20 protein-coding genes are annotated in these 26319 nt (G+C 38.5%); 13 read left to right on the top strand and 7 right to left on the bottom strand.

Features of this window, described 5'->3' with window-relative positions; all coding sequences use genetic code 11:
* The first annotated feature begins 18 nt into the window (after positions 1-18).
* Together lpoB and AN214_RS05790 are read left to right on the top strand one after the other, a co-directional pair.
* Positions 19-618, top strand: a complete 600-nt coding sequence (lpoB, locus tag AN214_RS05795) for a penicillin-binding protein activator LpoB (RefSeq protein WP_010559160.1) — start codon at positions 19-21, stop codon at positions 616-618.
* A 10-nt stretch (positions 619-628) separates the two neighbouring features.
* A complete protein-coding gene (locus AN214_RS05790; protein ID WP_054978853.1) occupies positions 629-1096 on the top strand; it encodes a glycine zipper 2TM domain-containing protein in 468 nt (155 codons plus the stop codon).
* Positions 1097-1374: 278 nt separating this feature from the next.
* Here AN214_RS05790 and AN214_RS05785 read toward each other — a convergent pair whose 3' ends face one another.
* Positions 1375-2424 (bottom strand): S1C family serine protease, encoded by a 1050-nt coding sequence (locus AN214_RS05785; RefSeq protein WP_054978831.1) that lies wholly within the window; start codon positions 2422-2424, stop codon positions 1375-1377.
* A gap of 184 nt (positions 2425-2608) precedes the next feature.
* Positions 2609-4399 carry a M61 family metallopeptidase gene (locus AN214_RS05780; protein WP_054978830.1) on the bottom strand — a complete coding sequence of 597 codons (1791 nt, stop codon included), beginning with the start codon at positions 4397-4399 and terminating at the stop codon, positions 2609-2611.
* Between the two features lie 399 nt (positions 4400-4798).
* Between AN214_RS05780 and AN214_RS05775 the strand changes: the two genes are divergently transcribed.
* From AN214_RS05775 to ilvN, 9 genes are all read left to right on the top strand, one after another.
* Positions 4799-6334 carry a GGDEF domain-containing protein gene (locus AN214_RS05775; RefSeq protein ID WP_054978829.1) on the top strand — a complete coding sequence of 512 codons (1536 nt, stop codon included), beginning with the start codon at positions 4799-4801 and terminating at the stop codon, positions 6332-6334.
* 93 nt (positions 6335-6427) lie between these two features.
* Positions 6428-7780 carry a nucleotide 5'-monophosphate nucleosidase PpnN gene (gene ppnN, locus AN214_RS05770; protein WP_054978828.1) on the top strand — a complete coding sequence of 451 codons (1353 nt, stop codon included), beginning with the start codon at positions 6428-6430 and terminating at the stop codon, positions 7778-7780.
* Between the two features lie 107 nt (positions 7781-7887).
* On the top strand, positions 7888-8676 hold the full coding sequence (gene xni, locus AN214_RS05765) for a flap endonuclease Xni (protein ID WP_054978827.1): 789 nt from the start codon (positions 7888-7890) through the stop codon (positions 8674-8676).
* A gap of 1 nt (position 8677) precedes the next feature.
* The gene (locus tag AN214_RS05760) at positions 8678-9061 is read left to right on the top strand and encodes a DUF3192 domain-containing protein (protein WP_010559153.1); all 384 of its coding nucleotides are present in this window, start codon (positions 8678-8680) and stop codon (positions 9059-9061) included.
* A 52-nt stretch (positions 9062-9113) separates the two neighbouring features.
* Positions 9114-10715 carry a hypothetical protein gene (locus AN214_RS05755; protein ID WP_161805662.1) on the top strand — a complete coding sequence of 534 codons (1602 nt, stop codon included), beginning with the start codon at positions 9114-9116 and terminating at the stop codon, positions 10713-10715.
* Positions 10716-10906: 191 nt separating this feature from the next.
* Complete coding sequence (locus AN214_RS05750) at positions 10907-11914, top strand: isocitrate dehydrogenase (RefSeq protein WP_010559151.1); 1008 nt, start codon at positions 10907-10909, stop codon at positions 11912-11914.
* 105 nt (positions 11915-12019) lie between these two features.
* Positions 12020-14074 carry a S9 family peptidase gene (locus tag AN214_RS05745; RefSeq protein ID WP_054978825.1) on the top strand — a complete coding sequence of 685 codons (2055 nt, stop codon included), beginning with the start codon at positions 12020-12022 and terminating at the stop codon, positions 14072-14074.
* Positions 14075-14499: 425 nt separating this feature from the next.
* Positions 14500-16224 carry an acetolactate synthase 3 large subunit gene (locus AN214_RS05740; RefSeq protein ID WP_054978824.1) on the top strand — a complete coding sequence of 575 codons (1725 nt, stop codon included), beginning with the start codon at positions 14500-14502 and terminating at the stop codon, positions 16222-16224.
* Complete coding sequence (gene ilvN / locus AN214_RS05735; protein ID WP_010559148.1) at positions 16224-16724, top strand: acetolactate synthase small subunit; 501 nt, start codon at positions 16224-16226, stop codon at positions 16722-16724. Before AN214_RS05740 ends, ilvN begins: the two co-directional genes overlap by 1 nt.
* A gap of 220 nt (positions 16725-16944) precedes the next feature.
* Here the strand turns inward: ilvN and AN214_RS05730 are convergent, their stop codons facing one another.
* Positions 16945-17217, bottom strand: a complete 273-nt coding sequence (locus tag AN214_RS05730) for an HU family DNA-binding protein (RefSeq protein WP_010559147.1) — start codon at positions 17215-17217, stop codon at positions 16945-16947.
* Positions 17218-17822: 605 nt separating this feature from the next.
* On the opposite strand from AN214_RS05730, the gene dgt reads away from it, so the two are divergent.
* Together dgt and AN214_RS05720 are read left to right on the top strand one after the other, a co-directional pair.
* The gene (gene dgt / locus AN214_RS05725) at positions 17823-19295 is read left to right on the top strand and encodes a dGTPase (RefSeq protein ID WP_054978823.1); all 1473 of its coding nucleotides are present in this window, start codon (positions 17823-17825) and stop codon (positions 19293-19295) included.
* A 130-nt stretch (positions 19296-19425) separates the two neighbouring features.
* Complete coding sequence (locus AN214_RS05720; RefSeq protein ID WP_054978822.1) at positions 19426-21108, top strand: hypothetical protein; 1683 nt, start codon at positions 19426-19428, stop codon at positions 21106-21108.
* Between the two features lie 282 nt (positions 21109-21390).
* On the opposite strand, the gene AN214_RS05715 is transcribed toward AN214_RS05720, so the two are convergent.
* The 4 genes from AN214_RS05715 to ppk1 all read right to left on the bottom strand — a co-directional run bounded on the left by AN214_RS05715 (position 21391) and on the right by ppk1 (position 25858).
* Positions 21391-21780, bottom strand: coding sequence for a zf-TFIIB domain-containing protein (locus AN214_RS05715; protein ID WP_054978821.1), 390 nt, complete (start codon positions 21778-21780; stop codon positions 21391-21393).
* 236 nt (positions 21781-22016) lie between these two features.
* The gene (locus tag AN214_RS05710; RefSeq protein WP_054978820.1) at positions 22017-22235 is read right to left on the bottom strand and encodes a hypothetical protein; all 219 of its coding nucleotides are present in this window, start codon (positions 22233-22235) and stop codon (positions 22017-22019) included.
* Between the two features lie 54 nt (positions 22236-22289).
* Positions 22290-23789, bottom strand: coding sequence for a Ppx/GppA phosphatase family protein (locus AN214_RS05705; protein ID WP_054978819.1), 1500 nt, complete (start codon positions 23787-23789; stop codon positions 22290-22292).
* Positions 23789-25858 (bottom strand): polyphosphate kinase 1, encoded by a 2070-nt coding sequence (ppk1, locus tag AN214_RS05700; RefSeq protein ID WP_054978818.1) that lies wholly within the window; start codon positions 25856-25858, stop codon positions 23789-23791. Before ppk1 ends, AN214_RS05705 begins: the two co-directional genes overlap by 1 nt.
* Positions 25859-26319: the final 461 nt, after the last annotated feature.

The following is a 26319-nucleotide window of genomic DNA, read 5'->3' as shown; positions in this document are numbered from 1 at the left end:
AAATATTAAGGAATTACTATGAAAAACAGTTTACTTACATTAAGCCTATTAACAACATTAGCGATTAGTGGGTGTGCAAACCGAGAAGTGGTGACATATGGCGATGCAACAGAAGTAGAAACAGTCGACATTGGTTTTGGTTCAACCGACTTACAAAAAGTTGCGGCTGAAATGACGGATTCGCTGTTGGTTTCTGCTGCGATGAAAGAGTTTAGTCAAAATGGCAGACCTATCTTTTTCGTTGAACGTATCAAGAACAAAACCAGCGAACACATAGATACAGAATCAATTACAGACTCTATCTCAACAAAACTATTACGCTCTGGAAGCGTGCGTTTTGTTGATATGGCGCGTGTTGAAGCAGCCCGTGAGCAATTAACGTTTCAGCAAGATGGTGGCATGGTAGATCAAAGTAAGGCGATTGCTTTTGGACAGCATGTTGGCGCTGAATATATGTTATATGGCAATCTTTCAAGCATTGTAAAGTTCAACAAAGACAAACAAGATGTTTATTACAAATTCACTATGCGATTAATGGACCTTAAAACTGGCTTAGTTGAATGGGCTGATGAAACAGAGATCCGTAAAAATCGTGAGAAAAAACGTGTAGGTTGGTAATGCTATGAATATGCGCATTTTTGTCATAATTTCGATACTCGTTTTAGCTATAGTGAGTTTTCAAACCCTTGGTTATGAGCGTAATAAAGCGGTTCCCGTAGAAAAAGTGGTTTATGGCAAAGTAGAGACTGTTCGCCATATTACTGATACTGAATTGATACGTGATAAATCAGCTGGTTGGAAACACTTTGGTGGAGCACTGATTGGTGGTGTTATTGGTAACCAATTTGGTGATGGCAGCGGTCAAGTTGCCGCGACCATACTCGGATCAATCATAGGTGCGTCGATAGCTAAAAATAATGTTCCGGATTACAGCCAGCGCACTGTAAAGCTGATTGAAATGATGATTTTAACTGAAGATAAACAACGCGTTATGGTAATACAGGATTACGACAGCCAAATGCAATTTAGCAAAGGCTCATCGGTGAGGGTCGTTTATCTACAGTCAAATACTGTGCGTGTTGATACAGCTTACTGAATAAATTGAAAATATAAGATTGGAATTGCGGCGATTGCCAATACAAGAATAAAGTACAATATAATGTCTTTATGAACAGATCCTTTGCCTTGTGATTTTGCCATTATTAAACTCCTTTTAATGTGACGTTATCATAAGTATAAACTACCTGAAAAGAAAGGGTTAAATATTCTTTTTTATTTGTAGCGCGTTAGATATCGATTTGTTAATTAAGGTAATATTTAGCACCTTTACTAAACTAAGGTGCTAATTTTGTTTTTAACTTTGAGCTTAATGTTTTACTTAAGTTTAATTTTTAAATTTGGTAACGCTGCTTCCAGTTCTATTTCATGACCTAAGCGCAACACTTTAAACGTTACTTTATCGCCACCTTTGAGTGAACGCATATAATTAAGAATATTAAGATAATTTTGCTCTTCACCTGTTAACATATGTGGACCAATAGACAAAACAACATCCCCCCCTAAGATAATCGGATTATTATCGACAATTGCTGGCACGATCCCGCCTCTAAGCCCCAGCTTTTCCGCAAAACTTTGCGTTGTTACTTTTTCAACTAATAACCCTGCACGTTGCGGAATATTAAGTGCTGCAGCCATGACAGGCGTTAAAAATGTGTATTCAAAACCAAACCACACCATAGGTTGCGCGATTAAAATATCTTTAACCATTGCAGTGCTTGCAGCAAAACCAAGACCTTCGTTACCGCCAGAGCGTGATTGGATATAGCTGACAACACCAATTAATTCACCATTCTCTAAGAATAACGGGCCGCCGGAATTACCTTGGTTTATTGCTGCGTCTGTTTGAATAAACTCAATTTTATTAAATCCAGGGCGCTGATAAATGCGTTTACCACTGAAGTGCCCTACTGTTAATGTGTGTTCTAACCCATAAGGCGTGCCAATAACAAACACCTCATTACCAATTTCAGCTTTATTTGAATCTCCCAGTTTTACAAACGGGAAATCAGTTTCGTTGCTGATCAATTTAATTAATGCAATATCCGCAGCTTCAAAGCTAGCCAATACTTTCGCTTTGTAAGTACCGCGTTCTTTTACCGTGACCGTAAGTTCATCTGCACTATTTACTACGTGCGCCGCGGTTAATATTAAGCCTTGTTGATTTATCAGTGTGCCTGAGCCCAAGCTGCTTGCGGTTTTGGTCACTAATTTGTCGTCTTCCGCTCTTACTTCTTGGCTATCTGAATAAATAATAACGACAGATTTATCGAGCTTTTTATAAAGGCTACTATAATCCTTTGAAAAAGTTGAAACACTGACAAGTCCAATCAATAAAAGCACTGACTTAAGTATATTTTTAAACACGACTATTCCTTCGGGTGTAATTGAGTCATGTTATTTTTGAGTGTAATGCAGTTAAAGTAAACAACTAATTTTCAATGCGTTATTTACTAAGTACATTTATTAGAAATGAATAATAACAGAAATGGTTTATTGAAAATTAAAGTAGCGTGCTCAACATTGGTTGAGCACGTTACTTGCTCGTAACTTATAGGCTTTTAGGGTAATCGACACCTAACCACGCTTTAAATAATGCTTTTTGTTTGCGAGACGGTTTTTTAACTAAACTAATTACCTTAGCGCTACTCGCTTTTTCACTCAGTATTAATTTAGTTGAATGTAAGGTGTCACGTCTAAAATAACTGATATCAATTGATTGACCTGGCTTAAAGCGTTTCAGGTATTTATCGAATGGTTCGCTAATTCGTTTACCGTTAATCGCAACAATAATATCGCTAGTGGTTAATCCTGCTTTCCATGCGCTTCCTTCGCGCTTAACTTTATTTATAAATACTTGGCCATCTTTATAATCACCATTTAAATCAGCACTTGCGGCAAAGCTAACGTTTTTTGGATAATCAAACTTAAGGCCAACTGTGTTTAGCATGTCATCAAAATTAAGCGTTGCGGGGCTATCAATATTTTGTTGCCACCACGCGGTGTAATCGTTGCCCGATACCGCTTTTAAAATCGATTTTACATCACCGCTGGTGAATCCTTTTGGCAAAGCAAAATCTTTATAAAGCGCGCGATGAACATCGCGATAACTGACGTCACCATTACTATCTGAAATAAGTTTTACATCTAGCCCCCATGATAACAACGCACCTTCACTGTAAATATTGGTCGAAAAGTTAGTATCATGATCGCCACCTTGATTTATCCACTTATCAAAGCTGGTTTCAGATGCGGATTGAATCGCACGTCCAGGACGTGCAAGATGTTTATTAATATTTTTAGACAAACCCTTAAAGTATTCTTTCAACGTAATAATATCACCACGAATTAGCAATAAGTCGTCAAAATAACTGGTTGAGCCTTCCGCTACCCAGAGCAAATCTGTGTAATTATGGTCTGTATAATCGTAAGGCGTTAAGCCTTGTGGGCGGTACCCTTTTACATTCCAAGTGTGAACAAATTCGTGAGAAGCGGTGGTAATAAATCCTATGTAATCATCTCTTTCACGAAAAGAATCACGCTGACGTTGGATAATCGTTGAGTTGAGATGTTCTGTCGCACCTCTTGCACCACTGGTCGCATGCACCATAAATACGTAACGTTTATATGGGTAGGCGTGCCAAATATCTGAACCTGTTTTAACTAACTTTTTAAGGTCAGTAATCATTTTATCAGTGTCGTAGTTACCTTCACCCCATACAACAAGCTCATAGTCGCGACCATCTACTTGCCATTTGAATAGCTTGTTAATACCGGTTTCGATGGGTGAATCAACAAGAATATCATAATTGTCGGCGACGAATTGATGGGCGTGTTCACCATTTTCCATGCCTGATACACTGCGCCAATCACTTGGTACGTTTAAGTCCACAGTCACCTTTTGGTCACGATAGGCTTCGGAAAACATAAAAAAGCCTGACGCATCAATAAATGCATGGCTATCATCAATATGACGGGAACGCATGCCTAATTCGTTTGCATAAACTTGATAGCTGATTTTTACTTTTTGATTAGGTGTGGTGTTAATTTGCCAAGAGTTAGAATCGATTTTTTGCCAATTTAACGCGTTACCGCTTTCGTCTTGCGCGCTAAATAATCGAATACCGTTTGCCATATCCAGTAATTCATAACGGCCAGTACGCCACGAAGGTAACTTCACGATTAGTTGTTCTGAACCACTCGGAAACTCGGCGCTAACGTTACCTAAATGATGTTCACCTTGTGCAATCGTTAGTTGATAATCAACCTTGGCAAATACCGGATTTGTATAAAATAATGACGCCGTAACAAACGGGAGAAAAGCGGGAATAAAACGTTTCATAAAACCATTAAGTAAAGTAGAAAATTACGTAACCCTAGCAATTTTAACTTTTTAATACCAGCATCTGAGGCAGTCGCCTACTGTTTATGTTCTATATATAGCGATATGACTAATTGAGTAACCATGATGTAACAAAATAATTATAACCGTGAGGTGTGATTATCATTAAATTAGCAATAATCAAGCTACCACAAAATCGCTATACCTGAGAAGATTCAAAACCTTAATCCAAATCATCACAACAATAGATAAGCTAACTATTTAAATTTTATGTATTTAATCGAATAAGAACAAATTCTTAAAAAGCAACTATGCTTTAGTATAAGCATATTTTGACTCGAAATTGATAGCGCATTGAGATAAACTTCAACTGCTCAAAAGAAATAGGTAAAAATTACGGTGTCTCAGCAAGTTAGTATTCTACGCACAAAGTTAGACTCAGCAATCAAAGGGCGTAAACAACTCGAACATGCTTATAAAGTACAAGTTGACTATTTAACTCAATTCATCGCCAAACTATCGTTAGTTTGCAAAGGCTTAGACCTTGAATTAGATAATCGCTTAGCAAAGTATCGCAGTACGATTCAAAAAGGTGTTGATTACGAACAGTTAGTTCCGCTACTTGAAGAGATCTCGAAACTATTTAAAGAGCAAGCCTCTCGCGCAGAAACCAATCTAAAGGCATTACATCAAAGCGTCGACTCCGCTGGTAGAAAGCTTCAGCGCCAGAAAGGGTTGCCTGATGACTTGCGTCGTAATCTTCGCATTTTACTAACAAGTGATTTAGAAAATGTAAAAGCAACCACCGAGTTTATTCCCGTTTTAACGCGCCTTGTAGAAATTTACCATTCGGTATTAGAGAAAAAACACCAAGCTGACGGTAGTGACGCCATAGTAGAATCTGCAGAGCTTGCTCAAGAGTTACAAAATTTACTCAGTGAATTAGCGTTTGAAGGCGAAAGTGGTAAACGCATTGATTCAATAAAACAAAAAGTGTCACAGGAATTTAGTCTACCTGTTTTGCTTGATTGTTGCGTAGAAATTATCCGAATCATTGTTGAGACGATTTCACAAGAACGTGCCTCTGCACAGAAGTTCTTATTTGCAATCAACGAAACGCTAAGTTTATTGCAAGCGAGTTTAATGGAGTCGGTAAAACGCTCTAGCCAAATAAACTCGCAAATGGAAGATTTAAACGCGCAAATTCAGCACAAAATGCACACCATTAGCCAAGATGTTGACGAAGCCCAAAATATTACTACGTTAAAACAGCTTATTTCCGAAAAAATGGAATCGCTGACCGTAGATCTCGCTAATAAAGAGAAACTTGAACAACAAGAACGAGAAGAGCTAGTTACAACGTTAAAAGAAATGGGTAAGCGTGTTGATAAACTCGAGAAAGAAACCGAGCAATATCAAGAGCGTCTAGCCGAGCAACGTTTCAAGAGTTTACAAGATAGCCTGACTCAATTGCCAAATCGCGCTGCGTTTGATGAGCGATTTACTCTTGAATACAACACCTTTAAACGAGACCGTCATGATCTCTGTATTGTCGTTGCAGACATCGACCATTTTAAATCGATTAATGATAATTACGGACACAGTGCTGGCGACAAAACTTTGCAGGTAGTTGCAAAAGCACTCAAAAAAGCAATTCGTGTTACCGACTTTATCGCGCGTTTTGGCGGTGAAGAATTTGTACTTATTATGCCGCATAGCAAGTTAGAGCAAATCTCTGTACCGCTTGAAAAGTTAAGGCGGTCAGTTAAGGCGATTCCATTTAAATTTAAACAAAAATCAGTAACCATTACCATCTCGTTCGGCGCAACTCAGTTAAAAGAAGGCGATTCAATGCAAGAAGCCTTCGACCGTGCAGACGAAGCTTTGTACCAAGCGAAAAATTCAGGACGTGACCGCATTGTTCTAAAAAATTAGCTTGCTTAGTGATGATAAAAAACTATATTTAAATTAAGTGCTTATTATAATTTGCATAATTTAAATATAGTTTAGACGTACAAGGAGTCGCCTATGCAAGTACAGATCAATCCAACAGGCGCGTTAGATTTACTTTCACAATTAGAAGTTGAAGCGCTTAAACGCTCATCAACCAGCGAACTTTATCGTTTATTCCGTAATTGTTCGCTCGCGGTGCTTAATGTCGGCAGCCATACCGATTCCAGTGTTGAAATTTACGATAAATACCAAGACTTTGATATCAACTTACTGTGCCGTGAGCGCGGTATCAAAGTAGAACTTATTAATCCCCCTGAGCATGCATTTGTCGACGGTAAAATTATTACCGGTATTAACGAACATTTACTCGCAGTTATTCGCGACATTGTGTTTATTAAAGACAAATATCAAGACGGCAAAATAAACCTTACGAGTTCATCACACATTACCCATGTTGTATTCGATATGCTGCGCAATGCTCGGGTATTAAAGCCAAGTGAAGATCCCAACATGATCGTATGTTGGGGCGGGCATTCTATTAAAGAGGTTGAATACAAGTACACCAAAGAAGTTGGGTATCAACTAGGCTTACGTAATTTAAACATATGCACTGGGTGTGGACCAGGTGCAATGAAAGGCCCAATGAAAGGCGCCACAATTGGACATGCAAAACAACGTTTTACGCAAAACCGTTACTTAGGGTTAACTGAACCAAGTATTATTGCGGCCGAGCCCCCTAACCCAATTGTTAATCAGCTGGTAATTTTACCTGATATAGAAAAGCGCCTAGAGGCATTTATTCGAACTGCGCATGGTATAATTATTTTTCCGGGCGGTGCAGGCACAGCCGAAGAATTACTTTATTTATTGGGTATTTTGCTTCACCCTGATAACGCAAAACAAGCACTGCCGGTGGTGTTAACAGGCCCTGAATCGTCACGTGCTTATTTTGATGAGCTGGTTAACTTTGTAAAAGAGACCCTTGGCGAAGAAGCTCTCTCTAAATTTAAAGTGATCATTGATGACCCTGAAGCGGTTGGTAAGTATTTTAGTCAAAATATGGCTAACGTTAGAGAGTACCGTAAAGAGCGAGGCGATGCTTACCATTATAACTGGTCTTTGAAAATTGAACCTGAATTTCAATTACCGTTCGAGCCAACACACAAGAATATGGCAAACCTTAATTTAAACTTAAACCAACCGAAAGAGCAACTGGCCGCTAATTTAAGGCGTGCATTTTCTGGCATTGTTGCCGGTAACGTTAAAGATGAAGGCATTAAAGCGATTAAGCGCCATGGTGTGTTTGCACTTTCGGGCGACAAACAATTAATGACTCAAATGGATAAGCTGCTCGCCGCATTTGTAGCACAAGGAAGAATGAAACTACCTGGTGCGGTTTATACCCCCTGCTATCGTATAGAAACTTAATATTCTGAATAAAAACAGGTAAAATGGCGCTTCATTAGCGCCTTTTTTATGTTCATAATTAAGTTCATTTACAACGCGTATTAGTTTTTCTTAACGTTAAGGTATTCATGGCAACTCATTTACTACTTATTGATGCGCTTAATTTAATAAGGCGAATTTATGCTGTTGATAGTCAACAAGCAGGAAATGATGCAAGTTTGGCAGCCAAAAACACCTATTTTAGGGTCGTTAATGCGGCGCGAAAACTGTTAAAAAATACTAACGCAACGCATGCTATTGCCGTGTTTGATGGTGATACAAGCTGGCGCTATCACTATTACGCAGATTACAAACAATCACGAAAGCCAATGCCCAATGAGTTGGCCGACGCACTGCCTAAACTTTACCAAGCATTTTCAGAACTTGGCATAACGGTTTATGTACCTGAGCACGATGAAGCAGACGACGTAATCGCAACACTGGCAAGTAAAGCGTCTACCAATAAAGTGACGTCGACAATAGTCTCTACCGACAAAGGTTTTTTACCTTTACTTGGTGACTATATTCATGTGTATGACTACTTTAAAAGCGAATATATTTCGATTCAGTCTGTAATTGACAAATTTTCGTTAGCCCCCTCACAACTCACGGATTTTTGGGCGCTTAACGGCGATAAAACGAATGATATTCCGGGGGTAAGTGGAATAGGCAAGCAAGGCGCAGTCAATTTATTAACGCAATTCCCGTCAGTTGAAGACGCCCTTTTAGCGGCTGACTATCCAGATGAGTTAAAACGTGTTTTCAACAAGTTAAACGACAATCATGATGCCTATATTCGTGCTAAGCTATTGGTAAGTTTGCGTCAAGATATTCATCTTGGTTTCAGTTTGAAGGCACTACGTTTACCGAGTTCTTAGTATGAATAATAAAATTCTGAAATACATTGTCTTAGGGTTAGGAATTTATGCGATTGCCGCGGGCCTTATTATCAACTTTTATAAAGACGATCCACAAGGCATGTATTGGCAAGACAGGGAATCTTTCAACAAACGCTATCTTAGTAAATTAAAGGCCGACTCTCCTGTATTTTTAGACCAAGTATTCAACAATTTAGGTTCGCCTGACTTAACGTTTGCAAAGCGCAAAGGTGACGACGTATTTCAAATTATCTATTACCGCACGCAGCATGAACATTCTGATGGTATTACGACCAAAGATGAATGCACGGGGATGTTTTTCAAAAATGAACAACTCGTTGCGTGGGGTCCTGGCGCAGAAATTGCGTATGATAGAGTTAATTAACGAAGAATAAGTGAACATTTGAGTGGATTTAGCCCAGCAATTAATGGAGAGCGTGGATAGTTTAGACAAACTATTTAACGTTTATAATGACAAAACCCAATGGCGCTCAGCCTACCCATTACTTGTTGATGCCGCGACACGCATTGAAGAAACATTTCACGCTAATCAACACGTTTCGATAGCAACCCTTGCTGTTTATAACGCAAAGTACAGTTACGCAACTAATTTGATTAGTCGCCAGTGTATTTTAATTTGTATTTTTGCAAAGATAAGCGGTTTAAATCGTATCGCATGCGTAAAATTACTGCAAAGTGCGATATCACATTGTGTATCTATATCTAACGAGCTTAATTGTGTTGCTTCAAAAACTTCGTTAAATGCAAAACAACATGAGCGCTACAAAAATCGTTATCGCTATACCTATCAGTTTATTAAACCGCATTTAAGCAAATTACCGTTATTGCAAACGGGTCTTGTCGCTAAAATAAAACAGCAACCACACTATTCTATCGATAACCGAATTGTGCGTTTAAGTTACGTATTGGCTAAAGCGATTACCTGTGTTTATGATATGCCAGCGCGCACCTTACGTGATGCAATACACACTGTTTATTTAAAGACAACACGTACTGAAGATAAGTCACTTTTAACTGAACTTGGCCAACTATTTAATAACCCATTACCCGGAGAGGCGGTTCGAAACGAAGGACTCGAATTACGTGTATTAGGACAAGTATCAAACAATAAATTGCTTTGTTACCACACCGATAGTAAGTCATTTAAAGAAGTAAAAACCAGTGCACGTGTAGTCAAGCATCGCGTTGCCGCGACGAATCAAATTGAATCGCTTATTGGTTTGTGGCAAAATTTGCCGGAGCTAGTGAAGTTCGTCAACGCACCTCATATTAATGAATACTTTACTACGCATGATTTACATGTAATTCGAAAAGCGGCGCATTTTAGTATTGGAAAATTACTTGGCGAGCTTGCAAAAAATCCAAATGCCAACAAGTTAGTGCTTAATTTAGCACAGCGATTTTCACACAATCCTATATCAGATATTAGGCACGCCATTGCACTGGTAGGCATCGAGCAACTACCTGACTTATTAGAAAATCAGCAGTTATTGCAACGTTTACGTAGTTTAGGAAAGCTCAATTGGCATTACGTTGAAAACCGTGTTTCTGTGTTGATTGCGTTTATTGAAAGCTACAAAATAATCGACCCGCATTTTCCATGTCAAAAAGTCATCAATTACGCATTAAAGTACATTGCATTTACGTTCAAACTGTTTCCGCATGGCATAGTTTTGCCGATAAACACCACTACGCCCAAACACAGCATTACAGATATTAACTCTTTAGTTAATTTCTATGCGTTACATAACCAAGAATTACCTGAGCAGGTAAAATCAAATCCATTTTTTGAAATTAGCCAAAGCGGGTATCAGTTAAGTGAAGGTACAGAGGTACACAGTGCGTGTTTTGTCCACTTAGTACTTTGTAATTTGGTTTACTTAGGCCAAACGTTAGAACAACAACCGGCGCACGTAAAGCAGCAGATGATTTATGCTCAACAACAACTTCAAATAGAAAATTTAGATAATTATTTAACCAAGTTATTAGACTTTAGTCCTGTTAACATGGTTTTATAATTACAAATACCGTCATTTTTACGCCTTTTGTGGATTAATCTGCTAAAAATTGCTATAAATAGCCGTTGAATAATAATATGAGCAAGCATTAATAACTAACCAGTTGGCATTACGATGCTATGCTTGTTCGTGACAATCTCACGTACACAGTTACCCAGCCGGGTAGCTCGATTCAGTTAAAGGAAAATTTAATGTCTAAGCAAACCATTACGGTTATTAAAGGCGATGGTATTGGTCCAAGCATCATTGATTCAGCGCTTGAGATCCTAAATGCAGTTGGTTGCGATTATGAGTATGAATTTGTTGATGCGGGTCTAGCTGCACTAGAAAAGACAGGTGAGCTTTTACCACAAGCTACCCTTGATGCGATCGAACGCAACAAAATCACTTTAAAAGGTCCGCTAACGACACCTGTAGGTGAAGGCTTTACGTCAATTAACGTTACATTACGTAAAAAGTTTAACTTGTACGCTAACGTTCGCCCAGTTAAGTCATTTGAAGGTACTAAAGCGCGTTACGACGACATTGATATCATCACAATCCGTGAAAATACACAGGGTATGTACTCTGGTCTTGGCCAAGTTGTATCTGAAGATGGAACTGAAGCAGAGGCAATGTCAAAGATCACACGTGAAGGTGCTGAGAAAATCGTTACTTTCGCTTACGAACTAGCAAAACGTGAAGGTCGTAAAAAAGTAACTGCTGTACACAAAGCAAACATTCTGAAATCGACATCGGGCCTTTTCTTGAAAGTAGCGCGTGAAGTTGCTGAGCGTTATCCTGAAATTGAATCTGCTGAAATGATTGTAGATGCGACATGTATGAAGCTAGTAATGAACCCAGAAGAATTCGACGTAATGGTTACAACTAACCTATTCGGTGACATCCTTTCTGATTTATGTGCTGGCCTTGTTGGTGGTTTAGGTATGGCACCAGGTGCAAATATTGGTAAAGATGCTGCTATTTTTGAAGCGGTACACGGTAGTGCACCAGATATCGCTGGTAAAAACCTTGCTAACCCAACATCTGTGATTCTTGCGTCTATTCAAATGCTAGAATATTTAGGTGAAGCAGAAAAAGCTGAGCGTATTCGTAAAGCCATTGCTCACGTAATTAAAACAGGTGACCGTACTACTCGCGACTTAGGTGGTAGCCACGGTACGACTGACTTTACCCAAGCAGTTATCGAAGCATTATAATTTATAAAAAGGTGACGTAAGTCACCTTTTTTTATCGCATTTTCTTGCCTTTTACTTTCGTCATTTTAGACTACTACTCGCTGACAATCAGTAAACGAGGACACAATGAAACTAATCAAATCAGCATTAGCTATCGCGCTAGGTTTATCTACAAGCGCTGCCTTTGCTAATGACACACTAACACTAGAAGATTTAACAAAAATCCAATCAGTTGGCCAAACTGCAATTAGCCCAGATGGCGATGCAGTTGCATTTACACGCTCTGTGCCACGTGAAATTTATGTAGAAAAAGATGGTTTTAACTACAGCGAACTTTATCTTACTGACGCGAAAGGTAATGAGCGCCCTTTCATTACTGGTAAAGTAAATATCTCAAGTCTTGAGTATTCTGCTGACGGTAAGTTTGTTTACTTCTTAGCAAAATTTAAAGAAGACAAATTTAAAACCCTTTACCGTATACCGGTAAATGGTGGTCAGTGGCAAAAAGTAATTGCCTTAAAAGGCACGTCAATTTCGTCTTATGATCTAAGCCCAGATAACCAACACGTAGCGATTATTGCAAAGCCGGCTAAACCAAAAACAGACAAAGAATTAGCAAAATTAGGCTTTAAAGCAGAAACTTATGAGCTTGGTTTAACAACAGCAGAGTTAATGGTTGTTGATTTAGCTGTTAACGAAAAGCCAATCGCCCTTGAAGGGTTAGGAATTGACCAATACGTAAGCGATGTTAACTGGTCAAGTGATGCTAAAAAGCTACTAGTTAAAACACAGCCTTCAGCGCTTATCGACGATAAGTACATGAAATCAACATGGCATATCTTTGATCTTTCAAGCAAAAAAGTAGTTACGTCATTTGCAACTGAAGGAAAACTAGGTGCTGCAGAGTTTTCACCTAATGGTAAGTATGTTGCAATTCTTGGTGCACAAGACAAGCACGACCCAGCAACAGGCCGCTTATATTTGGCGGATGCAGAATCAGGTAAAATTGAAAACTGGTTACCTAATTTTGAAGGCCATATCAGCGATTTCGAATGGGCAAATAAATCAAATACTTTGCACTTCGTAGCGCAAATTGATACTGAGAGCTTTATCGCAACAATTAAACCGGGCTCAAGCAAATACAAAACTAAGCTTAAACGCGGTAAATTGATTGCTGGCCGTTTATCCATTTCAGATTCAGATAAGACAGTTGCGTTTGCTGGTCACTCACGTAAACACCCGACTGAAGCGTTTATGTTACGTGGTAAAAAAGATATTCGCGTATCAAATTCAAACGCCTGGTTAAGCGACAAGCGTCTAGCTAAACAAGAAACTATCTCGTTCAAAGCAGAAGATGGTACACGTTTAGATGGCGTACTTGTTTATCCGTTAGATTACCAAGAAGGTACTCGTTATCCGCTTATTATGTCGGTTCACGGTGGCCCTGAAAGTCACGACAAAGATGGATGGGTAACTAACTACTCGCGTCCTGGTCAAGTAGCTGCTGCACGTGGTTACGCAGTACTTTACCCTAACTACCGCGGTTCAACAGGCAAAGGCGTTGACTACTCTAAACTTGGTCAAAATGACTATGCAGGCGAAGAGTTCAACGATCTTGTTCGTTTTAAGCAACACCTTGTCGATAAAGGCTTAGTTGATACTAAACGAGTTGGTATTACAGGTGGTTCATACGGTGGTTATGCATCAGCATGGGCTGCTACAAAACTCACTGAACATTTTGCAACATCGGTAATGTTTGTTGGTGTAACTAACCAATTATCAAAGTTTGGTACTACCGACATTTCGAACGAAATGCACCTCGTACACGCGCGTTCTTACCCTTGGGACAAATGGCAATGGTATTTAGAGCGTTCGCCTATTTATTGGGCTGGTCAATCTAAAACACCATTACTGATCATGCACGGTAAAGACGATCCTCGTGTTCACCCAGCACAATCAATGGAACTTTACCGTTATATGAAAGTACAAGGTAAAGACGTACGCTTAATTTACTACCCAGGCGAAGGTCATGGTAACAAGCGTATGGCTGCTAAATATGATTACAGCCTACGTTTAATGCGTTGGATGGATAACTACTTGTTAAATGGTAAAACTGAAATGCCAGACTACAAGATTGACCACGCAGCAAATTTAAAAGCGAAAAAAGAAGAAAATAAATAATTATTTTCCTATTTGAATAAAGGCCCTATTTGGGTCTTTTTTTATGAGCAAAACACCGAAATAAATTAACGTAATCATTCAGCAATAACAAGTTATTGTATACACTTTAAAAAGATTGCATTTTCAATTCACCAGCAATAAAAGATAACTACAAAAATCACATTTTTAATTTTAATACCGATAATAATGAATTATTTATGTCAATTGAAGAATTCACCGTTGACAACAGTTAACAAAAATAATACAAATACGTTAATCAATTTTTAGAGCAAATTTAAATGACATTATTTCTTCTACTAACAGTCTTCGTCCTGGTCTTAATTAAGTCGCCAGCGGGGAGCTATTAGTTAATTTTGTCATACTGAATTTAATAAGCCCCCGCAACTAGCGGGGGTTTTTTTTATCTACTGCACAGAGGAATGAGGATGGACAGTAATAAAATGTCGGGTGCCGAGCTTGTTGTTAAAGCGTTAAAAGCACTTAAGGTTAAATATATTTTTGGGTATCCCGGTGGTAGCGTATTAGATATTTACGATGCCCTATTTGCCGAGAACGAACTTGATCATATTTTAGTTCGTCACGAGCAAGCTGCCACACATATGGCCGATGGTTTTGCGCGAGCAACAGGTGAAGTCGGCGTTGTACTCGCCACATCGGGACCTGGTGCAACTAATTGCGTTACTGGCATTGCAACTGCTTACATGGATTCAATTCCAATGGTGGTATTATCTGGCCAAGTACCAACCAATTTAATTGGTGATGACGCCTTTCAAGAAACCGATATAGTCGGTTGTTCACGTCCAATCGTAAAACATAGCTTTAACTGTCGTGATACAGAAAAGATCCCAGAAACCCTAGCAAAAGCGTTTTATCTTGCTGCGTCAGGTCGACCTGGTCCCGTTGTTGTGGAACTGCCAAAAGATATATTGAATCCGGCACTTGCATTTGATTACATGATGCCAGATGACATATCGATGCGTTCTTACAGCCCCAATACCAAAGGTCATCCAAAGCAAATCAAAAAAGCAGCATCAGCTATTTTAAATGCTAAACGCCTTGTTATTTACTCTGGTGGCGGCGTTGTATTATCTGACACATCCGAGCAATTAACAGAGCTAGTTGAAAGCTTGAATGCACCTTGTACTAACACCCTAATGGGATTAGGTGGTATTTCAGGCACGCATCCTAACTTTATAGGTATGCTTGGCATGCACGGTAATTTAGAAGCAAACAAAGCAATGGCAAATGCCGATGTTATTCTTGCTTTGGGTGTACGCTTTGATGATCGCGTGACAAATAATGTTAAAAAGTTTTGCCCCAACGCAACGATTGTTCAAGTTGATGTTGACCCGACTTCTATCTCTAAAACCATTCACTGTCATATACCGGTTGTTGGCGATCTTGCGACTGTATTTGCACAACTGCAAAGTGCAATTAATAAAAGCGACGTTCAAATTGACCGCGCTGCGCAAGAAGATTGGTGGCGAAAAATTAATAATTGGCGCGAACAGCGTTGCTTAAGTTTTGAAGCTGACTCTAAGAAAATTAAACCACAAGCAGCAATTAAAGCGCTCTACGAAGTAACCAAGGGTGACGCGTATATTAGTTCAGATGTGGGCCAGCACCAAATGTTCGCCGCGCAACACTATCCTTTTGCAAAACCACGCCAGTGGATTAACTCTGGTGGCCTAGGCACTATGGGCTTTGGTTTCCCTGCGGCCATGGGTGTAAAACTCGCTTTTCCTGAAAAAGAATCAGTGTGTGTTACTGGTGATGGGTCTATTCAAATGAATATTCAAGAATTATCAACCTGTATGCAATATGGCTTGCCCGTAAAAATTGTGTCTTTAAATAACCGTTCACTTGGCATGGTACGCCAATGGCAAGACATGATTTATTCAGGTCGTCATTCGTGTTCTTACATGGAATCCCTGCCTGATTTTGTAAAACTCGCAGAGAGCTATGGTCATATTGGTATACGCATTGACCACCCGAGCGAGCTTAATGAAAAGTTAAAAGAAGCATTTTCCCATAAAGACAAACTGGTATTTATCGACATCAACGTAGATGAAAATGAACACGTGTATCCAATGCAAATTCGTCATGGGTCAGTTGATGAGATGTGGCTGAAAAAAGGAGTAAAAGCATAATGCGTCATATTTTAAGCATTCTTTTAGAAAATGAACCAGGCGCCCTATCACGTATTGTCGGTTTGTTTTCGCAGCGCGCCTACAACATTGACAGCTTAACTGTGGGTCCAACTGATGATGATTCATTATCACGCATCACAATTACCACCACAGGTAATGACCGAATTCTTGAGCAAATCACTAAACAAGTTAATAAATTAGTTGATGTACATAAAGTGATAGACCTGAGTGATGCTAGTCATATTGAACGAGAGTTATTGTTAGTTAAAGTAATGGCTCATGAAGAGAAAACACGTGCGGCCGTAACCCGTGTGGTTGATATTTTCGGTGCCTCTATTTTAGATATGGGTAAAACAACCTACACACTGCAGTTAGTTGGCGCAGTTGATAAGCTCGCATCCTTTATTGATACCTTAAAGAATGAAACTGAGGTGATTGAAGTCGTGCGCTCTGGAGCCGTTGGTTTAAGTCGTGGCGACAAAGCGTTAAGACCAAAGTAGTCATAAAGCGTTTTTAGACAACTACACCTAATGCTAACGAGGTTGGATTAGCCAATGTAAATAACGATGTTGCAGGTTCAGCCTTATTAGCGTGTTTCTACCCTGCACCATTTTATCGAATAATTACCAAATGGGTTTAAGCCACAGAGTTGAATAACAAACAATAAAAAAGGAGCTAAATGCTCCTTTTTAAAGTTATTGGGATGATAACTTTTACAAATTAGTTAACGCTGTCTTTAAGACCTTTACCTGCTTTGAAAGTAGGGATGTTAGCTGCAGCGATTTGAATTTCTTCACCAGTTTGTGGGTTACGGCCAGTGCGCGCAGCACGTGCTTTAACAGAGAAAGTACCGAAACCAACTAGCGCTACAGAGTTACCGTCTTTTAATGATGTAGACACTGCACCAGTGAATGCGTCTAATGCGCGAGCTGCTGCTGCTTTAGAAATTTCTGCATCCGCAGCGATTTTTTCAACTAATTGTGCTTTGTTCATTATAGATTCCTATCTTTATTATTTTGCCTTTGCAGACCCTATAGTTATGCATTTTTTCTGGCTTGGCAATACGTATTTGTCATTTTTTAAACAAATTCACCAAAAAAATTGATTTTAAGTTAGTAATTTAATGATCTTGTTGCTTAAACAGCTTGTTGCTTAGACTTTACAAGCAATTGCGTGGCGATAAAACAAAGCCACAGGCTTACAACCGGTGAAAGTAAAAGGTTTAGAAGGTCTACATAGTTTGCTAAAAAGTAACTTAAATCCATTTTTATCATCCCAGATAGTGAGTATTTATTACTTAGTCGCAGCGAGATCAAAAAAGGTTGAAAAATTAATTATATTTTTAAAACGTAGAGATGACTCGAACAGATTTGAGCTCTTTATGCCGCGTTATAAAATAAAAAACCCGCTAGCCCAGCGGGTTTTTGCTTTTCATAAACTCATAAATACTCGGGATATAAACTTAAAATCATCTTTTAGGCTTTAAGTTAGAATCATCATGCCAAAATTAAACTGAACATTAAGTGAACCAAGTAAAACACGCTAGAATCCGTATTGCCTGAGTGTTAAATTGTAAAAAACAGACAAACGATATCGCAATGGATTTCAAACAGAAAATAAATGCAAAACGACCGTTCAATCAAACAAACAATACAAAAACCGCACTTGAGAGCGATCGTGGACGTATTATAAATAGCGCAGGACTACGACGATTACAGCAAAAAACACAAGTATTCCCTCTTGAACGCAATGCTGCGGTCCGTTCGCGTCTTACCCATTCTCTCGAAGTGCAACAAAATGGCCGGTTTATTGTACAGACCATATTTAATACACTGAGCGAAGCCCAGCTAACCCAATATGGGTTGAAGCCTCTTGAACGAGAGTTAGAAAGTTTAGTTGAAATGGCGTGCTTGATGCACGATATCGGTAATCCAGCGTTTGGTCATTTTGGTGAAGCCGCGATAAATGCTTGGTTTAGTAAATACTTAAAATCTCACCCGCTTTCGAAAGACACTTTTTCTAAAACTATTGGTGAAGATCACCCTCTTTCACCTACGCAAGCGATACTACACGAACTTTGTCATTACGAAGGTAATGCGCAAGCGATACGAAATGTTCACAGCTTATTTGCGCTAAACCTAACCTATTGTCAAACAGCGAGTATCTTAAAATATACTCGCTGTGGCACATTACCCAAACAGCAGGTGCCAGCAAACAAACAGTATTTAATGAAAAAGGTTGGCTATTACTTCAGTGAAAGTGAGTTTATTGAAACCTTATGTAATGAACTTGGCATGAAGTTAGGCCATCGCCATCCTGCCAGTTACATTATGGAAGCAGCTGACGATATTGCTTATTGTCTAGCCGACATAGAAGACGCTGTTGAAAAAGGCTTAATTACCATCCCTTTTTTAATTGACGTCTTAAACACTGAATACCGCCATGTACTATCACTGTTTAATATTGATGACGATGAGCTGGGCTCGTTTATGCAGCGTAAATGCGAACATGCTTACGATTACGCTAAAAAAGAAGCCTACAACATTGAGAATAATTTCTTCATACGCCTGCGAGTCAACTTACTTCACCCGTTAGTAAAACACAGTGCTATTCGTTTTTGCGATAATATTGAACAAATTTTCCATGGTAGCTTTGATGCCTCTCTACTTGAAGATAATAGCTATCAACATGCGATTACGAAAGCCCTTAAGTCAGTCGCGTTTAAATATGTGTTTTGTCATCACGAAGTGCAGCAGCTTGAATTACAAGGACACAAGATTATTACTACGTTGCTTAATGAATATGCGTGTTTGCTCGACTATTCCCGTAACGACTTTAATAAACTACTCGCTGGTGAATTTAATTTTTCGGTTGAATCGCGCTTACTAAACCGAATTTCATCGAAATATCTGTCCGTATATAAAAAATCGGTCGATGCATTGGATGCGTTGAAACAAAACGATCCAATCTACGAGTTTTATTATCGTGCGCGTTTAATACAAGATTTTATCGGCAATATGACTGACCAATTTGCCTATGATACGTACCGAAAACTTATGGTAATTGAGTAGATTTAAACTTAAATTGCGTCGCAAAAAGCGAAAACCTCATAAATCAGCCTTAGTATTCAATAAAAATCAATGAATTAACTAAGGCACGTTCATTGCTCAGATAAAGAAAACGATTATTTGAGTACCTGATATGGCGCAATTTAGTCTCAACGTAGCAAAATCTATTGGAAACGAAATTGGCGAATGGTTTCAAGCAAACATCGCCGACTTTAACACTAGTCTCGCTTCAACCTGTCATTCGACACATCTGTTCGACATTTATATTTGGGGTGATGTTGCTTATCGAAATCAAGACAGGCAAATAACCGCTGATCTACTGAATGGACTAAAAAAGTGTTATACCGGTCGCTCTTGGGTGCTCGTTAACAAAGAAACCCGTATTGTTTACGCAGCGAGTGATGAATTTGGTACTTTCCCGTTACTGGTGTATCAGCATCAACAACATACCATTATTGCAAGCTCGCGAACTGCATTAATCAATTGCTTAGAAGATCAGGTTGAATTTAATCAGACAGCCTTACGTAACCTGCTTGCACTGGGGCAGCTTTTTAACAACGATTGTATAATTAAGCACACCCAACATTTTACAGGTGAATCTCTGATTAAGGTTAACCTTAACAACCACACGCTTGAGAAACAAAAAATACAGGCGCAATATGCTAAATGTTTTAACAAAAACACCAAATATAGCCATGCAAAAGATGCGTTTATTGAAGCAGTAAGAAATTGCTTCAAAAACGATAGTAATCCATTAGTATCTTTGTCAGGCGGTCTGGATTCACGCGCTATATTATCTGCGTGTGAGGTTTTGAACTTGAAACCCGAAGGACTGTGTTATGGCGAAGTTAATAGTACGGATGTTCAGTATGCGATTAAGCTTGCTAATGCATGTAATTTGAAACTGTTCCATTCAAAAAATTCAACAACCCATTTTGATAGACAAACGATAAAAAGAATTACCAAGGCAAGCATTGGCGAAGTCCCGTTTCACCATGCGCATGCATTAATCGACAAGCAACTATTAGATCAAACCCAAGGTCGAACAATTATAACCGGTACTGGCGCAGAAACGTATCGTGCGTTTTATTACGACCGAGGCATGCCAGGTTTTCGTTTCTTCGGTCAGAACTCACTTAACAAATATACAGTGCCCCGCATCACGCGTTACATCAGTGAAGAATTAACAAAACAAACGTGGCCAATTGCTCAACTGCTTTTAAAAGACAGTGTCAGTATTGAAAAAACGGTTAATAATTTTATCAAAGAGCACATCTGCGAGTATGTCGATGCGGCGAAGCAAGCAGATCAGTTTTACTTGAAAGCCCGTTGCCAACGAATGGTTGTCGCTGGGCAGCAATTACTCGACAGTTACTATAATCGCACGCACCCATTTTTAAATGATGAGGTCGTGTGTACGATGTTGAATCTACCTGCCAAGTACAAATTACACAGTGCTTTTCATCGCAAACTAATATCTGATTTATCGCCGAAACTTGCTGCACTACCTTGGGACAAAACCAATAAACCGTTAAACCAGGGTTTAACACTTGGACAAAAATACCCAGGCTTAGTCAGCCGTCTAGGTTTGAACGGGCATTTTGGTAAGCAATCTAAACCTATGTATCAATATGATTATTCGGAAGTTAGTCAAAGCGTATTATTAGCAACCGTTGATTTACTTGGACTTGATGACAACGACAAGGCGGCGCTAATTTCACAAATAAGGCAATATAAGCTTGAGAACTATATAATTGGTTTTGGTCTAGTTTGGCTTAATTGCGTCGACAAAGCGCAAATATTGAAAGCAAGTTAGATGCTACACTTTTTCACAAATTGACAAGCTTATGACAAACCTTGGCCCGAGCTTACTGATATATTATCGCTCGACTGTTTACCACCCCGACCAAAGGTAAATAATTAAACCCTAAAGGCCCAGCTTATAAAGATTCCGAATTACTCAAAGATTGGGCCTTTTTTTGAGTTCCTCTTGTAAGAAACATTACTTCACATAGCTTTGGCGAAAAATGTTAGCGTTTAACGCATTAGCAGCGCTTTGAACTTTAACACTTAGTAAGTATGATGTGTTCTTTGCATCTCAACTAAACAAAAGCGCAATAAATGGCAAATCACTTAACATGTGTAACGCTCGGTTATCATAGTTAGGTAACTTATAAAATTGAAAAAAAACCCGGGATTGCGTAAGGTTAAACAAAACGCCTTTGCAATTTTCACAATGTGTAAGTGTTATTTCATCCAAGTTTTTATCAACAAGTGTATTTGAACATTGCGGGCAACCGTGTTTACTTGCCGTACCTATAGTTGTATTTAAATGTGTTGAAAAAGCACTAAAGGTAAATGTTCCCTTACCATCAAGTGCAGCATAGTACTTTTCAGGTAACCATGAGTAGCCGCATTTACAACCAAAGCCTATTTCCCCATAGCCTTTCCACACCTGAAAATCACATTCTTTACACACACAACGCATTTTTTACTCCTACTCTTTTGATTTAGAAGCGTATTAGAAGCACAATAAATCCGCTTAATTTATGTGTTAAAGGGTGAATTTCGGTGTTGATTGGCTAAGTAGGATGTACATGGGTGTTAAGGTAAGTCCGCTTATATAAACCAAAACCCTAAAGATAAATTTATGGGGTCTCAGCAATTTTTGCGCGTATTAAAAGGATTGAGAGTAGTGTTAGAAAAATAACTATTAACTTACTATCAAGCCCAAGTATCAATATGCTCCTCATCATCTTCACTTGTGTGGTTTTCTTTTGTCGCGTCTTCTTTTTGTTTTTTAAGTTCTGACAGAGTTGCCTCATTCTTTTTAAGGCGTACTTTTGTAGTCTTATTATCGCTCACGCCAACGACATATAAGGTAGATTTGTCCACTGGGTGCACAGTATTAATACGCGGCAAAAATGGGGTTAAGATATCCATAGTTTACTCCTCAAACTTACCTATATATCGGCGAGGTTACAGTTTGCTTTAATATTAACGGTTTAAGCAGTTTAAAGTGATACCATGAGGCTCCAAAAACATGGCTTCTTTCTCAAAATCCGCTTGTAATAAAGGTTGTTCTTGCCACCAATTTTGCTCAAATGTTACATCTATTGCGTGCTCTAAAAACCTGATCTGGTCAATTTTAACAAAATCACATTGACGCTTTTGCGTAAACAACAGTGCTAATCTAAAAATAGAAATCGCCTGCATAAGTTCTTTAAAATCTGTGTTTGATTCAAGCTGTTCAGATTCAAATTTTAATTTCTTTCGATGATTTCGTGCCAATAACGTTAACAGCTGCTGTTCTTCTTGGCTAAAACCAGGCAGTAAACTATTCGCGATTATGTAAGCAGAATGCTTACGAATATTAGAAGAACTTATGCTTAACCCTACTTCATGTATATCTGCAGCAAAAAAAACAATTTGCTGAAGTTGTGTGCTTACATTCCAGCCTTTGTTTGCATATTCAAACAGCCAAGTAAGCATGGTTTTAACACGAGTTGATTGATTTTTATCACAATCAAAACGCTGTGCGAAATTGTCAATACTTTGCTGCTTTAAGTTATGATTATCGCGGCTATCAATTAACTCGTGTAATACACCTTCGCGTAGCGAGAAATCACAATACGATAACGACTTTATATTGAGTAACTCAAAGCACGCAATTGCAATCGCGACAGCCGAACTAATGATCCCTTTACGCTCATCACTCAATCCTGGTAATTCGATATGTTCAATATCACCAAACGAAATCAATTTTTGTTTGATTACGTTTAAGTCAAACAAAGTGATTTGACCATGTTCTGAGTCATTAACGAGTGTGTGCTGCACAATGCTCAAAATTGCTTTAAAACTACCCGATGTGCCAATAGCGCACTGCCAATTTGTATTTTGATAGGCATTAAGAATAGGCTCAATTTCTTGGCTCGCTGCTACAATGGCACGGCTAAAACTATTTTGTGAAATCGTATTGTCTGCAAAGAACATTTGCTGAAATGTTACACATCCCATACTTCGGCTTGCAAGCTGATACGTATTTGCTCCTTTACCAACAATAAATTCGGTACTGCCACCACCAATATCAATTACCAATCTTGTATCGCTATCAGCACGATAATTAGCAACGCCTTGGTAAATTAAACGTGCTTCTTCCAATCCAGAAATTACATCAATATTAAACGGAATGATTTTTTTCGCACGTTGGATAAAGTGATATTTATTTTTTGCTTTTCGTACCGTGTACGTTGCAACGATTTTTACGTGATTAGCATTAAATCCTTGTAGCGTTGTTGCAAATTCTTTTAGTGCTGCTTCAGCACGAATTATCGCGTCATCGCTTAAATTGCCGGTTTCACCTAACCCTTCTGCTAAATGAACTTTTAGTTTTTCTTTGTGTAAGATTTCTAAACGGCCACTTATTTGCCTTGCAACAATCAACTGGAAACTATTCGAACCAATATCTAACGCAGCAATTGTTGCAGTGCTTTTCATTAAGAGTTTTCTCGCTTTTTCAGGTAATCATAAATTGCAATTTGAGAACGAAGTTTCATTTTATTGCCTCTACGAACGTAATGATTTCGTTGGCTAGAGTCAATTAACCGCGCTTTAGCACGGTCTTTAAATTGTAATTCAAGAATATCAATTATTATTTGTTTTAACGCATTATCGTAAATTGGCGTCGCTACTTCAATTCGATGGTCAAGGTTTCGCGTCATCCAATCTGCCGACGAAATATAGACCTTTTCATCACCAGAATTATGAAAAACCATGACTCGAGGGTGCTCTAAAAATCGGTCGATGATACTGATAATGCGAATGTTGTCTGAAATCCCTTTAATATTAGGAATTAAACTGCACATGCCGCGAACAATAATTCGAATTTGCACGCCAAATGTAGAAGCCTCGTAAAGCTTGTCGACCAAGCCAGTATCAACTAAGTTATTTACCTTGAGTGTAATTGCAGCGGGTTGCTTTAATTTTGCTTGGTGTATTTCGCTGTCGATCAATTGATAAATTTTTTCACGTGCATTTACCGGAGAGACCATTAAATGTTCGAAGTTAAACGACTTATAACTGTATTCAATAAAACGGAAAACATCGGTTGCTTCACGAGTTAGGTCAAAATGTTTAGTAAACAAGCTAAAGTCAGTGTAAATATTTGCTGTTTTTTCGTGAAAATTACCAGTACCAATGTGTGCATACTTTTCAATCACACCTTTTTCTTTACGGTACACCAAACATAATTTTGAATGTACTTTTAAACTTGGAATACCAAATATTACTTTAACGCCCGCTTCTTTTAGCAACCGAGACCATTCAATATTATTTTCTTCGTCAAAGCGCGCTTTTAGCTCCACCATCACAGTGACTTTTTTACCATTTCTCGCAGCATTTAGTAACGCACTGATCACCCGCGAATGTTTTGCAACTCGGTAAATGTTGATCTTAATTTGCGTCACTTTAGGGTCGTAACTTGCTTGCCTTAAAAATTCAGTGAGATGATTAAAGGTATGATAGGGATAATAAAGTAAGATATCACCAAGACTAATCGCCTTAAAAACATTGTCTTGCTGGCTAAATTCTTTGTTTTTTAATGCCGGTAATGGACGGTTTTCAAGGTATTTACGCCCAACATTTGGAAAACCGATAAAATCCTTAAAATTACGATATCGTGCCGAACCAATAGTCGAATCATATTGTTTAACACCCAACTTTTTACACAAAATTCGGAGCATTGCTTCGGGCATATCATCGTCATATACCAATCGCGTAGGTTCAGAGTTTAAACGTTGTTTTAGCCCTTTAGACATTTTATCAAGTAAACCTTCGTCTACTTCGTCGTCAAGGTTATACTCAGCATCGCGTGTTAGTTTAAACGCGTAGCCTGAGATGTCATCAAACTTATAAAGCCCAGTAAAAATATCGCGCAAAAAGTATTTTATTAAGTCATCTATTACAACAATGTGCTTGTCTTTTTTGTTACGTTTGCTAGGTAAAATAACAAAGCGATTAATTGTTTGTGGCACTTCAAGTGCTGCATATTGCTCTCGTTCACCATTAAGCGAAACCAATATATAAACACACGAATCATTTAGGTGGATTTTCTTCTCTGGGGCATCACTCACTTTAATCGGCGTCATATGGTCAAGCACGTTATTTATAAAATACTCGCTCAACCATGCGCGTGCAGCCTCATCTAGCTGTTCTGGCTTTGAGATGTAAATATTATAACGCGCTAAATCAATTAAAATTTGTTGGTAAATATCGTCAAACTTCTCGTTGAGCTTGAGTACTTTCTCTTGAATTTCAGCAAGTAACTGAATATGCGTGGAAGGAAGTTTTTTAACTTCATCGAGTAAAATTCTGCGTTTAACATCGGCAACACGCACTTTAAAAAATTCATCAAGATTATTAGAGAATATGCCTAAGAATCGAATGCGTTCAATAATAGGGTTAGTTTGATCTTTTGCCTCTTGTAACACGCGTTCGTTGAAAGACAACCAACTTAATTCTTTTTCAAAATATAACGGCGTAGCCGAGATATTAGATTCCATTTCCATGTAAAACTAATTTATGCAATTAACTTATAGACTAGTTTATGTATTTTTTATTGCACAATTATTACGTATTAACAGTAACTTAAAAATCGCGTCAAGCGGGTCCAATAGAATCAATTTATAATGGCATAGGTTTACATAAGACTTTTTTATCATTTGCACAGCGCGCGCACTTTTTACATACAAAGCGAGGTGTATTAACTAACGCCGCTAGCTTTTCTAGCTTTTGCTCAATTTCTTTGCGCTTCCATTCACACAAAGTTTTACTCACATCTAACCTCAATTAACTAATCTAACGCTGTTGTTGAAACGGCTATTTTATTACCAGACCAAACAAACTAAGTCCAAATTGCACTTTACGCTAAGCCCTAGTAATAAATTAAACACTATTTTATAAAACAAGCGTAATTTGACCTAATACTTTTATTTTTAATTAGGGAGTTTCTGTTGCATTTAAAATGCTC

The sequence above is a fragment of the Pseudoalteromonas sp. P1-9 genome, from assembly GCF_001399975.1.
GTDB lineage: Bacteria > Pseudomonadota > Gammaproteobacteria > Enterobacterales > Alteromonadaceae > Pseudoalteromonas.
This window is presented reverse-complemented; position numbering and strand designations above follow the sequence as displayed.